Annotated in this window: 10 protein-coding genes; 4 read left to right on the forward strand and 6 right to left on the reverse strand. The window is 66.6% G+C overall.

The genetic code is table 11. From position 1 onward, the window contains the following. The first annotated feature begins 86 nt into the window (after positions 1-86). Positions 87-1268 (forward strand): 4-hydroxybenzoate 3-monooxygenase, encoded by a 1182-nt coding sequence (gene pobA, locus QTI45_RS21660; protein WP_286368017.1) that lies wholly within the window; start codon positions 87-89, stop codon positions 1266-1268. A gap of 117 nt (positions 1269-1385) precedes the next feature. Here pobA and QTI45_RS21665 read toward each other — a convergent pair whose 3' ends face one another. Continuing rightward, a complete protein-coding gene (locus QTI45_RS21665; protein WP_286655858.1) occupies positions 1386-3716 on the reverse strand; it encodes a xanthine dehydrogenase family protein molybdopterin-binding subunit in 2331 nt (776 codons plus the stop codon). A 122-nt stretch (positions 3717-3838) separates the two neighbouring features. Between QTI45_RS21665 and aat the strand changes: the two genes are divergently transcribed. From aat to QTI45_RS21680, 3 genes are read left to right on the forward strand one after another with little or no spacing between them, the layout of a single operon-like run. Further along, positions 3839-4591: a leucyl/phenylalanyl-tRNA--protein transferase gene (aat, locus tag QTI45_RS21670; RefSeq protein ID WP_286655859.1), complete on the forward strand. Its 753-nt coding sequence runs from the start codon at positions 3839-3841 to the stop codon at positions 4589-4591. Beyond that, positions 4588-5337: an arginyltransferase gene (locus tag QTI45_RS21675; protein WP_286655860.1), complete on the forward strand. Its 750-nt coding sequence runs from the start codon at positions 4588-4590 to the stop codon at positions 5335-5337. The genes aat and QTI45_RS21675 overlap by 4 nt, the downstream gene beginning before the upstream one ends. Positions 5338-5367: 30 nt before the next feature. Next, entirely contained in the window at positions 5368-6162 is a 795-nt protein-coding gene (locus QTI45_RS21680; protein ID WP_286655861.1) for an IclR family transcriptional regulator, read from the forward strand. A gap of 93 nt (positions 6163-6255) precedes the next feature. Here QTI45_RS21680 and QTI45_RS21685 read toward each other — a convergent pair whose 3' ends face one another. From QTI45_RS21685 to ilvC, 5 genes are all read right to left on the reverse strand, one after another. Continuing rightward, a complete protein-coding gene (locus tag QTI45_RS21685) occupies positions 6256-7422 on the reverse strand; it encodes a serine hydrolase (protein WP_286655862.1) in 1167 nt (388 codons plus the stop codon). 117 nt (positions 7423-7539) lie between these two features. Next, on the reverse strand, positions 7540-9078 hold the full coding sequence (locus QTI45_RS21690) for a 2-isopropylmalate synthase (RefSeq protein ID WP_286368023.1): 1539 nt from the start codon (positions 9076-9078) through the stop codon (positions 7540-7542). 51 nt (positions 9079-9129) lie between these two features. Beyond that, positions 9130-10833: a 2-isopropylmalate synthase gene (gene leuA, locus QTI45_RS21695; protein ID WP_286655863.1), complete on the reverse strand. Its 1704-nt coding sequence runs from the start codon at positions 10831-10833 to the stop codon at positions 9130-9132. Between the two features lie 182 nt (positions 10834-11015). Continuing rightward, positions 11016-11840, reverse strand: a complete 825-nt coding sequence (gene pssA / locus QTI45_RS21700; protein WP_286368025.1) for a CDP-diacylglycerol--serine O-phosphatidyltransferase — start codon at positions 11838-11840, stop codon at positions 11016-11018. 147 nt (positions 11841-11987) lie between these two features. Next, complete coding sequence (ilvC, locus tag QTI45_RS21705; RefSeq protein ID WP_286368026.1) at positions 11988-13004, reverse strand: ketol-acid reductoisomerase; 1017 nt, start codon at positions 13002-13004, stop codon at positions 11988-11990. Positions 13005-13022 lie beyond the last annotated feature (18 nt).

Genomic DNA, 13022 nt, shown 5'->3' on the forward strand with positions numbered 1-13022 from the left:
GCTTTCATGATCGCACACAGCGTGCCGTTCGGCCCCCCCGAAACGGCGCCTGAGCCCTACGCTTGCGAAAACTTCAGGAGACTCGCATGCGAACACAGGTTGCCATCATCGGCGCAGGCCCCGCCGGCCTCTTGCTCGGCCAGCTGCTGCACAAGGCCGGCATCGACAACGTGATCGTCGAACGCCAGACCGGCGACTACGTGCTCGGCCGCATCCGCGCCGGCGTCCTCGAGCAGATCACGATGGACCTGCTGGCCCGGGCCGGCGTCGATGCCCGCGCCAAGGCCGAGGGCTTGCCCCACGACGGCATCGAGCTGCTGTTCAAGGGCGCGCGCCACCGGATCGACCTGCACGGCCTGACCGACGGCAAGCAGGTCACGGTGTACGGCCAGACCGAGGTCACGCGCGACCTGATGGAAGCACGCCAGGCCGCGGGCCTGCCGACGATCTACAGCGCCGCATCGGTCAGCCTGCACGACTTCGACGGCGCCCGCCCCCGCGTGCGCTACCAGAAGGACGGCGCCACGCACGAGATCGAATGCGACTTCATCGCCGGCTGCGACGGTTACCACGGCGTCAGCCGCGCCAGCGTGCCGGCCGACGCGCTCCACACCTACGAGAAGATTTATCCCTTCGGCTGGCTCGGCGTGCTGGCCGACGTGCCGCCGGTGTCGCACGAGCTGATCTACGCCAACACCTCGCGCGGCTTCGCGCTGTGCAGCATGCGCAGCGCCACGCGCAGCCGCTACTACGTGCAGGTGCCGACCGAGGAAAAGGTCGAGAACTGGAGCGACGAGGCCTTCTGGAACGAGCTGCGCCTGCGGCTCGACCCCGAGGCCCGCGAGCGCCTCGTGACCGGCCCTTCGCTCGAGAAGAGCATCGCGCCGCTGCGCAGCTTCGTGGCCGAGCCGATGCGCTTCGGCAGCCTGTTCCTGGCCGGCGACGCGGCCCACATCGTGCCGCCGACCGGCGCCAAGGGCCTGAACCTGGCCACGGCCGATGTCGGCTACCTGTCGCGCGCCCTCGAGATCTTCTACGCCGACAAGACCGCGTCGGCCCTCGACCGCTACTCCGACCTCTGCCTGCGTCGGGTCTGGAAGGCCGAGCGCTTCTCGTGGTGGTTCACCTCGCTGATGCACCGCTTCCCGGACACCGGCGAGTTCGGCCAGAAGATCCAGGAGGCCGAGCTCGACTACCTGGTGCATTCGCGTGCGGCCTCGACCTCGCTGGCGGAGAACTACGTCGGGCTGCCGATGGAGGAGTTCTAGCGCCAGAGAGCTGCGTCCAACCGGACCCCCCCTTCCAGGGATACCGCGGAACCGGCTTCGCCGGGCCGCTGGTATCGCCCCCTTGAGGGGGGCGCCGCAGGCGCTATCGGGGGTGGTTCAAGCCTCCGGCTGCATCAACCGCCAGACCCGGTCCGGCGTCAACGGCATGTCCAGATGCGGCGTGCGGCCCGCCAGCCCGTTGCGCGCCAGCGCATCCGCCACCGCATTCACCACCGCCGGCGTGGCGCCGATGGTCCCCAGCTCGCCCACGCCCTTGACCCCCAGCGGGTTGTTCTTGCACGGCGTCGACTCGTCCATCTCCATGCGGAACATGGTGGCGACGATGTCGGCCCGCGGCGCCGCGTAGTCCATCAGGCTGCCGGTCAGCGGCTGGCCGGTCTCGCGGTCATAGACCACGCGCTCGCACAGCGCCTGCCCGATGCCCTGCACCGCCCCGCCCTCGAGCTGGCCGCGCACGATCAGCGGGTTGACCACCCGGCCGACGTCGTTGACCGACGCATAGGTCAGCACGCTGACCTCGCCGGTGGGCGGATCGATCTCGACCTCGGTGATGTGGCAGCCGTTGGGCCAGGTCGGCCCCGACACCGTGCTGGTCGAGTCGACGAAGATCTGCTGCTCGGCCTGCTTGCCGGCCAGCGTGAACAGGTCCAGCTTCAGGTCGGTGCCGGCGACCTTGAACACGCCGGCGGCGTATTCGACGTCGGCGGCCGCCACTTCGAGTTCCTGCGCCGCGAGTTCGCGCGCCTTCTCGATGGTGCGCTCGGCCCCCACCCGGACCGCCGAACCCCCGGTGAACAGCGATCGCGAGCCGGCGCTGCCGAAGCCGTCGCCGCGGTCGGTGTCGCCCAGCACGATGTGCACCTGCTCGATCGGCACCCCGAAGGCATCGACCACCAGTTGCGCCAGCGTGGTCGCGATGCCCTGCCCCATCGCGTTGACCGCCGAGAAGACCTCGATCACGCCGTCGGCGCGCACCGCGACCGTGACGCGCTCCTCGAACACGTTGCCGCCGGTCCATTCGAGGAAGGTGGCGATGCCCAGTCCGCGCATCCGCCCCTGCCGCTTCGATTCGGCCGCCCGGGCGTCGAAGCCCTGCCAGTCGGCCAGCGCCAGCGCCTGGTCCATGACCGATTCGAAGGCCCCCGTGTCGTAGACCTGCTGCATCGGATTCTTGTAGGGCATCTGCGCCGGCCCGATGAAGTTGCGCCGGCGCAGTTCGATCCGGTCGATGCCGGTCTGCCGCGCGGCCTCGTCCATCAGCCGCTCGATCGTGTAGATGGCCTCGGGCCGGCCGGCGCCGCGGTAGGCGCCGGTGGGTGCGGTGTTGGTCAGCACCGCCTTGAAATGGAAATCGATGGTCTGGATGTCGTAGACGCTGGTCTGCACCCAGGGGCCGATCAGCAGCTGGATCGCGACCCCGGTGCCGGTCGCGTAGGCACCGACGTTGGCATGCGTCCTGATCCGGAGGCCGAGGATCCGGCCCTGGGCGTCGAGCGCGAGTTCGGCCCGCGCCTCGATGTCGCGGCCGTGCGAGGTCGAAAGAAATTCCTCGCTGCGGTCGGCCACCCATTTGACCGGGCGCCGCAGCGCGCGGGCGGCGTAGGCGACCGCGATGTCTTCCGGATAGGCGCCGGTCTTCATGCCGAAGCCGCCGCCGACGTCGCCCACCACCACGCGCACCTTTTCCTTCGCGAGGCCGATCGCGTCGCACACCGAATCGCGCACGCCCGAGGGCATCTGCGTGCTCATCCGGATCGTGATGCGGTCGGTGGCCGGATCGAACGCGGCCAGCACCGAACGCGGCTCGATCGTCAGCGCGACCACGCGCTGGTTGACCACATCGAGCGCGACCACGTGACTGGCCTTGGCGAAGGCCGCCGCGGTGGCCTCGGCGCTGCCGTGGCGCATCTCTGCTGCGATGTTGCCGCTGCCTTCCTCGCAGATCAGCGGCGCGCCTTCGGCGGTCGCGCTGGCGATGTCGACCATCATCGGCAGCTCTTCGTAGTCGACCATCACGGCTTCGGCGGCGTCGCGGGCCTGCGCGGCGGTCTCGGCCACCACGATCGCCACCGGCTCGCCGACGAAGCGCACTCGGTCGAGCGCCAGCGCGCGGCGCGCGGGCGTCGCGCAGTCGGCGCCGTCGGCACGCTTGAAGCCGGCCGCGCCGGGCATCGGCTTGACGCCGGCCCGGTCCAGATCGGCACCGGTGAAGATGCCCAGCACGCCGGGCATGCCCTGGGCCGCCGAAGTGTCGACCGACGCCAGCCGCGCATGCGGATAGGGTGAACGCACGAAGCAAAGCCAGCTCAGGCCTTCCGGTGCGACGTCGTCGGTATAGCGGCCGGCGCCGGCCAGCAGCTTTTCGTCTTCCAGCCGCCGGACGGCTTGGCCGCTGCCGAAGCGCGCGGGGTTCGTTTCAGTGGTCACCGTGGTCCTTTTATGCGTATGTCCTGATGATTTTTCTCGGGCGCAGGAACGACTATAGGGTTTTAGCGATCATTCGGCTTGAGGCGGAACCACCCCGTCCGAAGCCGTGTATACCTCCCACCATGCAACTGCCCTGGCTCGATCCCGGTGACCCGCTGCCCGACGCGGCCCTCGCGTGGGGCGAGTCCGACCCCGTGCCCGGCTTGCTGGCGGCCGGCGGCCGGCTCGACGTCGCCAGCTTGCTGCAGGCCTACGGCAGCGGCATCTTTCCGTGGTTCAGCGATGGCCAGCCGATCCTCTGGTGGAGCCCCGATCCGCGCATGGTGCTCCAGACCGCAGACTTCAGGCTGCACCGGTCGCTGCGCAAGACCCTGGCCGCCTTCCGTGCCAGCGGAAGCTGCGAGATCCGCATCGATCACGCCTTCGAGAGCGTCATCGCCGCCTGCTCGCAGGCGCCCCGGGTCGGCCAGTCGGGCACCTGGATCCTGCCCGAGATGGTGGCCGCCTATGTCGCCATGCACCGCGAGGGCCATGCCCACAGCGTCGAGACCTGGATCGACGGCCAGCTGGCGGGCGGCCTCTATTGCGTCGCGATCGGCCGTGCGGTGTTCGGCGAATCGATGTTCACGCGCCGTCCCGACGCCTCCAAGATCGCACTGGCGGCGCTGGTCGCGTTCTGTCGCCGCCATGGCATCGCGATGATCGACTGCCAGCAGAAGACCGGCCATCTCGCCAGCCTCGGCGCCCGCGAAATGCCGCGCCAGCGCTTCGTGTCGCACGTCGCCCACGCACGGCGGGAGCGCAGCCCGCAGTGGCGCTTCGAGCCCGTATACTGGACCGAACTCCTGCCTGCGCGAACTTCCACCCCGACGTGACGCACCTCAAGGATCTCCCGCTCCACACGCTGCAGTTCTACGCAACGGCACCCTATCCGTGCAGCTACCTGCCGGACCGGCAGGCGCGCTCGCAGGTCGCGACGCCGAGCCACCTGATCCACAACGACGCCTACTCCGACCTGGTCCTGAGCGGCTTCCGGCGCAGCGGGATGTTCACCTACCGGCCCTATTGCGACGGCTGCTCCGCCTGCGTGCCGCTGCGCGTGCTGGCCAACCAGTTCAAGCCCAACCGCAGCCAGCGCCGCGCCCTGGCGCGACACGCCGACCTGCAGGCGCGGGTGCTCAAGCTGTGCTTCGTGCCCGAGCACTACCAGCTCTACCTGCGCTACCAGAACGGCCGCCATGCGGGCGGCGGCATGGACCACGACAGCATCGACCAGTACACCCAGTTCCTGCTGCAGAGCCGGGTCAACTCGCGGCTGGTCGAGTTCCGCGAAACGCTCGCCGACGGCAGCGCCGGCGCGCTCAAGATGGTCTCGATCCTCGATGTGCTCAACGACGGGCTGTCCGCTGTCTACACCTTCTACGAGCCCGAGCCGGGTGCGGGCTACGGCAACTACAGCGTGCTGTGGCAGATCGAGCAGGCGCGCAAGCTCGCCCTGCCCCACGTCTACCTCGGCTACTGGATCCAAGGCAGTTCCAAGATGAACTACAAGGCCCTCTACACACCGCATGAAGTGCTGATCGACGGCCGCTGGCAGGCGCCAACCGATTTCACCAAGTAAAATGGCGACCGGTCTCCCACCGCGTTGCACATGAGAAAACCACAATCAGACGTTCCCGCCACTCCCGTCATCCAGGTGATCGAGCGGATGTTTTCGCTCATCGACGTGCTGGCGTCCCGTGAAGAAGCGATTTCCCTCAAGGAGATCAGCGAAAAGACGGGCCTGCATCCGTCCACCACGCACCGGATCCTCAACGACCTGGCGGTAGGCCGCTTCGTCGACCGCCCCGAGGCCGGCAGCTACCGGCTCGGCATGCGCCTGCTGGAGCTCGGCAACCTGGTCAAGGGACGGCTCAACGTGCGCGACGCAGCCCTGACCCCGATGCGGGAGCTGCACAAGCTGACCCAGCAGCCGGTCAACCTCAGCATGCGTCAGGGCGACGAGATCGTCTACATCGAGCGCGCCTACAGCGAGCGCTCGGGCATGCAGGTGGTGCGGGCCATCGGCGGCCGCGCCCCGCTGCACCTGACCTCCACCGGAAAGCTCTTCCTCGCGGTGGACGAGCCGCAGCGCATCCGCAGCTACGCCACGCGGACCGGACTGGCCGGCCACACGCGCAACAGCATCACGCAATTGCCGGCACTGGAGCGGGAACTGTCCAAGGCCCGCCAGTACGGCATCGCACGCGACAACGAAGAGCTCGAACTCGGCGTGCGCTGCATGGCCGCCGGCATCTACGACGACCAGGGCAAGCTGGTTGCGGGACTGTCGATCTCGGCGCCGGCCGATCGGCTCGACGAGGGCTGGCTGCCGAAGCTGCAGGCCACCGCCAACGAGATTTCAGGCGCGCTGGGCTACAAGGCCGACCAGGCGGGGACGTCGTGAGACCTTGCGGGACCTCTTGAGACCTTGCGGGACAGACCAAGAAACCGCGCAGCGGTTTTTGCTCTGTCCTCAACTGACTAGAACCCCCCGCCCTCAACTGGCAGCATGCACAAACGCCTGCTGCAGATTCTGATTGGGCCTGGCCATGTGGGTTGCCTCGACCCAGCGGCGCACGCGCTCGGCGTCGCCGATGCGGCTGAACTTGCCGGCGGAATCCAGGAACACCATGATCAGCTTGCGGCCGGCGATCTTCGCCTGCATCACGAGGCATTGGCCGGCTTCCGAGATGTAGCCGGTCTTCTGCAGGCCGATGTCCCAATCCGGGCTCTTGACCAGCCGGTTGGTGGTGTTGAACTGCAGCGTCCGGTTGCCGACCTCCACCTGGTACTCGGGCGAAGTCGACAGCTGGCGCACCGTGGCGTCGGCATAGGCGGCGTTCACGAGCAGGGCCAGGTCCTGGGCGCTCGACTGGTTGCGGCTCGACAGGCCGGTCGGCTCGACGTAGCGCGTGTCCTTCATGCCGAGCATCTTGGCCTTGGCGTTCATCACGCTCACGAAGGTCGACAGCCCGCCGGGATAGGTACGGCCCAGGGCGTGGGCGGCCCGGTTCTCGCTCGACATCAGCGCCAGGTGCAGCAGTTCGCCGCGCGGCAGGGTCGCCCCGACCATCAGGCGCGAGCGGCTGAATTTCTCGGTGTCGACATCGTCCTGCGTGATGGTGATCAGTTCATCGGAGGGCAGCTTGGCCTCGCTGATCAGCAGGCCGGTCATGAGTTTGGTCAGCGAGGCGATCGGCAGCACGGCGTGGTCGTTCTTGCTGAACAGCACTTCCTGGGTGTCCTGGTCGATCACCAGGGCGACGCTGGACTTCAGGTCGAGCGCGTCCTCGGTTCCGTGCAGGCCGGCCATCTGGCCGAAGGATTGACGCGCAGGTGCGGATTCCGTCACACGCACGACCGAGCGGCGTTGCACTGCCACCACGGTCTTGCCATTCTTTTGCCGGATCGAAGCCACGACATTGCGGCCACCGCTCACGGTCTTGTCGGCTTTGTCAACCTTTGCGACCGGCTTGGCAGCTTGGCGCTTGGTGGCGCTGGCCTTGCTTGCAGCGGGCTTCGGGGTCGCGGCGGCCTTCTTGGAGGCCGTCGCGGCATTCGCGGCGGGCAACAAAAACGCCGTGGCGCAGAGCGCGACGGCGACCAGGCGAAGGGCGGGAAGGAACCGCTGGCTTGAAACTCGGTAGGAACGGGCTTCGGGCATTGAAAAACTCTCCAGCGGCGAAAAAGGTGTCCGCAGTGTAAACGAAATCAAAAAAGACACGCAATATCAGTTACTTGCACCCTCTTCTTCAAATCGAATACAAGGAGCACCAAATACCTAACCTTGTGCAGCTACTCTCTCAGCTTGGCTCTGTAACTTGTTGAGAGCACTTAAGTATGCTTTTGCCGACGCGACCACGATGTCGGGATCGGCACCGACCCCATTCACCACCCGGCCGGCATTCTGCAGGCGCACTGTCACTTCCCCCTGGCTCTCCGTCGATCCGCTGATCGCATTGACCGAATAGAGCACCATCTCGGCCCCGCTCTTGACATGGGCCTCGATCGCCTTGAGGGACGCATCCACCGGCCCGTTGCCGTCGGATTCGCCCGTGACTTCCTTGCCTTGCACCGTGAAAACAATGCGTGCCTGGGGCCGCTCACCTGTTTCACTATGTTGCGACAAGGATACAAAGCCGAACTGCTCACCAACGTGCGAGAACTCTCCTTCGCTGACCAGCGCGAGGATGTCTTCGTCAAATATTTCACTTTTTCTGTCGGCCAGTTCCTTGAAGCGGGCGAAGGCGGCGTTGATGTCGGCTTCGCTCTCCATCGTCACGCCCAGGTCCTGCAGCCGCTGCTTGAAGGCGTTGCGGCCGCTGAGCTTGCCCAGCACGATCTTGTTGGCGCTCCAGCCGACATCCTCGGCACGCATGATCTCGTAGGTATCGCGCGCCTTGAGCACGCCGTCCTGGTGAATTCCGGAGGCGTGGGCGAAGGCGTTGGCGCCGACCACCGCCTTGTTCGGCTGCACCACGAAACCGGTGGTCTGGCTGACCATCCGGCTGGCGGCCACGATGTGGCGGGTGTCGATGCCCATTTCGAGACCGAAGTAGTCCTTGCGAGTCTTGACCGCCATCACGATCTCTTCGAGCGAGCAGTTGCCGGCGCGCTCGCCCAGCCCGTTGATGGTGCACTCGACCTGGCGCGCGCCGCCGATCTTGACGCCGGCCAGCGAATTGGCCACGGCCATGCCGAGGTCGTTGTGGCAATGGACCGACCAGATGGCGCGGTCGCTGTTCGGGATGCGCTCGCGCAGGGTCTTGATGAAGTTGCCGTAGAGCTCGGGAATGGCATAGCCCACGGTGTCCGGCACGTTGATCGTGGTCGCGCCTTCATTGATGACGGCTTCGAGCACCCGGCACAGGTAGTCGGGATCGCTGCGGTAGCCGTCCTCGGGGCTGAACTCGACATCGGCCACCAGGTTGCGGGCGAAACGCACCGCCAGCTTCGCCTGCTCGAACACCTCGTCGGGCGTCATGCGGAGCTTCTTCTCCATGTGCAGCGGCGAGGTCGCGATGAAGGTGTGGATGCGCCCGTTGGCCGCGCCCTTGAGCGCCTCGGCGGCGCGCGAGATGTCGCGGTCGTTGGCTCGCGACAGGCCGCACACGGTCGAGTCCTTGATCGCGCCGGCGATCGCCTTCACGGCATCGAAATCGCCGTTCGAGCTGGCCGGGAAGCCGGCCTCGATGACGTCCACCCGGAGCCGCTCGAGCTGGCGCGCGATGCGCAGCTTCTCGTCCTTGGTCATGGAAGCACCGGGTGACTGCTCGCCGTCGCGCAGGGTGGTGTCGAAAATGATCAGTTTGTCAGTCATCGTGGGTCTCCTTTGCGGCGACGCGCCCCTGGGGCGCGCCGCTCGTTCGCCTCAAGCGGATTCAGCCATGGATTGTGCGCTCCGCGCGCCGCGTGCCCGCGCCCGGGACAGGCCGGAAACGATCGCCTTGAGCGAGGCTGAGATGATATTGCCGTCGATGCCGACCCCGAACAGCGTCATCGCCTCGTCGACGCGCAGTTCGAGGTAGGCCACCGCCTGCGCGTCAGCGCCGGCGCCGATCGCATGCTGGTGATAGTCGATCACGCGGATCGCGTGGCCGGTGGCGCCGGCCAGCGCGTGGATGAAGGCGTCGATCGGCCCGTTGCCGCGCCCTTCGATGCGGCGGATCTCGCCCTCCCAGGGCAGGTCGGCGCGCAGTTGCACCGAGGCGCCGGCGCCCTCGCCCTGCTCCTCGAGCACCTGGTGCTGGGGACCGTTGTCATCGCGCACGCCGTACTCGGACTCGAACAACGCGTAGAGGTCGGCGGCGGTGAGCTCCTTGCCTGCGACGTCCATCACACGCTGCACGGCCTGGCTGAATTCCATCTGGAGCCGGCGCGGCAGCTCGAGCCCGTACTCGCTCTCGAGCAGGTAGGCGATGCCGCCCTTGCCCGACTGGCTGTTCACGCGGATCACCGCCTCGTAGCTGCGCCCGACGTCCTTCGGATCGATCGGGAGATAGGGCATGTCCCAGATGTCGCCGTCCTTGCGGTCGCTGAAGGCCTTCTTGATCGCATCCTGGTGCGAGCCCGAGAACGAGGTGTAGACCAGGTCGCCGACATACGGATGCCGCGGGTGCACCGGCAACTGGTTGCAATGCTCGACGGTGGCGCGGATCTCGTCGATGTTCGAGAAGTCGAGTTCGGGCGAAACGCCCTGCGTGTAGAGGTTGAGCGCCACGTTGACGAGGTCGAGATTGCCGGTGCGCTCGCCGTTGCCGAACAGGCAGCCCTCGATGCGGTCGGCGCCGGCCATCAGGGCGAACTCGCCGGCCGCCGTGCCGGTGCCGCGGTCGTTGTGCGGATGGACCGACAGCACGATCGCATCGCGGCGCGCAAGGTGGCGGTGCATCCACTCGATCATGTCGGCGAAGATGTTCGGCGTCGAATGCTCCACCGTCGACGGCAGGTTGACGATGCACTTGCGTTGCGGCGTCGGCGCCCAGACCGCGGTCACGGCATCGACCACGCGCTTGGAAAACGCGAGGTCGGTGCCCGAGAACATCTCGGGCGAATACTGGAAGGTCCACTGCGTGGCGGGCTGCTTCGCGGCGCAGTCGTTGAACATGCGCGCATGCGTGGTCGCGAGTTCGACGATCTGGTCTTCGTCCATGCCGAGCACCACGCGCCGCATGATCGGCGCCACCGCGTTGTACAGATGCACGATCGCGCGCGGCGCGCCCTGCAAGGCTTCGAAGGTGCGCTCGATCAGGTGGTCGCGGGCCTGCGTGAGCACCTGGATCGTCACGTCGTCGGGGATGCGGTCTTCCTCGATGAGCTTGCGCACGAAGTCGAATTCGACCTGCGAGGCCGATGGAAAGCCGACCTCGATCTCCTTGAAGCCGATCGCCACCAGCGTCTCGAACATCTTCATCTTGCGGGCGATGTCCATCGGCTCCACCAGCGCCTGGTTGCCGTCGCGCAGGTCGGTCGACAGCCAGATCGGCGCGCGGGTCAGCACGGCGTCGGGCCAGGTGCGGTCCTTCAATGCGATCGGGGCGAAGGCGCGGTACTTGCGGTCGGGTTGCTTCAACATCTTGGATTTCTCGCTGTGGTTGGGAGTCCACCAGCAACCCCAAACAAAACGGCCCGTTGCTGGTGCGAACGGGCCGTGGTGAGGGATTTGCGCGCGCGCTCTACCGTCTCCGCCCGAAGGGGATCAGTAGTAGGGCCAGCGAAATCTTGTTCATGAGGGTTTCGAATGTAGCACAGTGCGGCTCAATTGTGGAGTCCGCGTTCGTCGGGCTCGTCCGTCGAAATGCTGATCACGCTCACCTGCTGCCCCTTGGCCTTGCGCCACGCGTACACCACGTAGCCGCTCAGGCCGTAGGCGACGAAGAGGCCGAACAGCACCGTCGGAGGATGAATGTTGATAACCGCGATGCCGAGCGCGATCAGCACGATCGCAGCGAAGGGCACGCTCTTCTTCATCTGGATGTCCTTGAAGCTGTAGAACGGCGCGTTGGTCACCATCGAGAGGCCCGCATACAGCGTGAAGCCGAAGGTGATCCAGGTGATCTGGCTCCACGACAGGTACAGCACCTCGCCGCCGCGCTTGCCCCACTCGGTCATGAGCCAGATGAAGCCGGCCACCAGCGCTGCCGCGGCCGGCGACGGCAGGCCCTGGAACCAGCGCTTGTCGACCACGCCCGTGTTCACGTTGAAGCGCGCGAGGCGCAGCGCCGCGCAGGCGCAATAGACGAAGGCAGCGATCCAGCCCCAGCGCCCAAGCCCCTTGAGCGACCATTCGTAGGCGATCAACGCCGGCGCGGCGCCGAAGGACACCATGTCCGACAGCGAATCCATCTGCTCGCCGAAGGCACTCTGCGTGTTCGTCATGCGAGCCACGCGCCCGTCGAGGCTGTCGAGGATCATCGCCGCGAACACGCCGAGCGCCGCCAGGTCGAAGCGCGCGTTCATCGCCATCACGATCGCATAGAAGCCTCCGAACAGCGCCGCCAGCGTGAACAGGTTCGGCAGGATGTAGATGCCCTTGCGGCGCTTGCGCGTGGGCAACTCTTCGGGCAGCGTGTCGTCATGCATGGGTTCGGCCTCCGGCATGAAGGGGAGTCGGATTCGCGGCAGGACGGGGGGTGGCAAGCATCGGTGGCAGTGTAGTTCAGGCGCAACGCGCGCCTCCATGAAAAAGGGCCACCGCATGGTGGCCCTTCCGGCATCGGATCGATCCGATCAGTTGCGGGTCTGGTCGACCAGCTTGTTCTTCTTGATCCAGGGCATCATCGCGCGCAGCTGTTCGCCCACGACTTCGATCTGATGCTCGGCATTGATGCGGCGGCGGCTGATCAGCGCGGGCTGGCCGGCAGCGGCTTCGAGCACGAAGCTCTTGGCGTATTCGCCGGTCTGGATGTCCTTCAGCACCTGCTTCATGACCTTCTTGGTCTCGTCCGTGACGATGCGCGGACCGGTCACGTACTCGCCGTATTCGGCGTTGTTCGAGATCGAGTAGTTCATGTTGGCGATGCCGCCTTCATAGATCAGGTCGACGATCAGCTTGAGCTCGTGCAGGCATTCGAAATACGCCATCTCGGGCGCGTAGCCGGCTTCCACCAGCGTCTCGAAGCCGGCCTTGATCAGTTCGACCGTACCGCCGCACAGCACCGCCTGCTCGCCGAACAGGTCGGTCTCGGTTTCTTCGCGGAAGTTGGTCTCGATGATGCCGGCCTTGCCGCCACCGTTGGCGGTGGCGTACGACAGCGCCAGGTCACGCGCCTTGCCGCTCTTGTCCTGGTGCACGGCCACGAGGTGGGGCACGCCGCCGCCCTGGGTGTAGGTGCTGCGCACGGTGTGGCCCGGTGCCTTGGGAGCGACCATCCAGACGTCGAGGTCGGCGCGCGGCTGCACGAAGCCGTAGTGCACGTTGAAGCCGTGGGCGAAGACCAGCGAAGCGCCTTCCTTGATGTTCGGCGCGACGTCGTTCTTGTAGACGCTGGCGATCTGCTCGTCGGGCAGCAGGATCATGACCACGTCGGCGGACTTCACCGCGTCGGCCACTTCGGCGACCTTGAGGCCGGCCTTGCCGACCTTGTCCCACGAGGCGCCGCCCTTGCGCAGGCCGACCACGACCTTCACGCCGCTGTCGTTCAGGTTCTGCGCGTGCGCATGGCCCTGGCTGCCGTAGCCGATGATCGCAACGGTCTTGCCCTTGATGAGGCTCAGGTCCGCGTCCTTGTCGTAATAGACTTTCATGAGAGTGCTCCTTCGTTG

This window comes from Variovorax saccharolyticus, assembly GCF_030316765.1.
Taxonomy (GTDB): domain Bacteria; phylum Pseudomonadota; class Gammaproteobacteria; order Burkholderiales; family Burkholderiaceae_C; genus Variovorax; species Variovorax saccharolyticus.

What these genes read in the sequence shown, in the direction of transcription:
- pobA (WP_286368017.1), top strand. Translation starts at nt 87, where the DNA reads ATGCGAACACAGGTTGCCATCATCGGCGCAGGCCCCGCCGGCCTCTTG.
- QTI45_RS21680 (WP_286655861.1), top strand. Translation starts at nt 5,368, where the DNA reads ATGAGAAAACCACAATCAGACGTTCCCGCCACTCCCGTCATCCAGGTG.
- leuA (WP_286655863.1), bottom strand. Translation starts at nt 10,833, where the DNA reads ATGTTGAAGCAACCCGACCGCAAGTACCGCGCCTTCGCCCCGATCGCA.
- QTI45_RS21685 (WP_286655862.1), bottom strand. Translation starts at nt 7,422, where the DNA reads ATGCCCGAAGCCCGTTCCTACCGAGTTTCAAGCCAGCGGTTCCTTCCC.
- ilvC (WP_286368026.1), bottom strand. Translation starts at nt 13,004, where the DNA reads ATGAAAGTCTATTACGACAAGGACGCGGACCTGAGCCTCATCAAGGGC.
- QTI45_RS21690 (WP_286368023.1), bottom strand. Translation starts at nt 9,078, where the DNA reads ATGACTGACAAACTGATCATTTTCGACACCACCCTGCGCGACGGCGAG.
- aat (WP_286655859.1), top strand. Translation starts at nt 3,839, where the DNA reads ATGCAACTGCCCTGGCTCGATCCCGGTGACCCGCTGCCCGACGCGGCC.
- pssA (WP_286368025.1), bottom strand. Translation starts at nt 11,840, where the DNA reads ATGCATGACGACACGCTGCCCGAAGAGTTGCCCACGCGCAAGCGCCGC.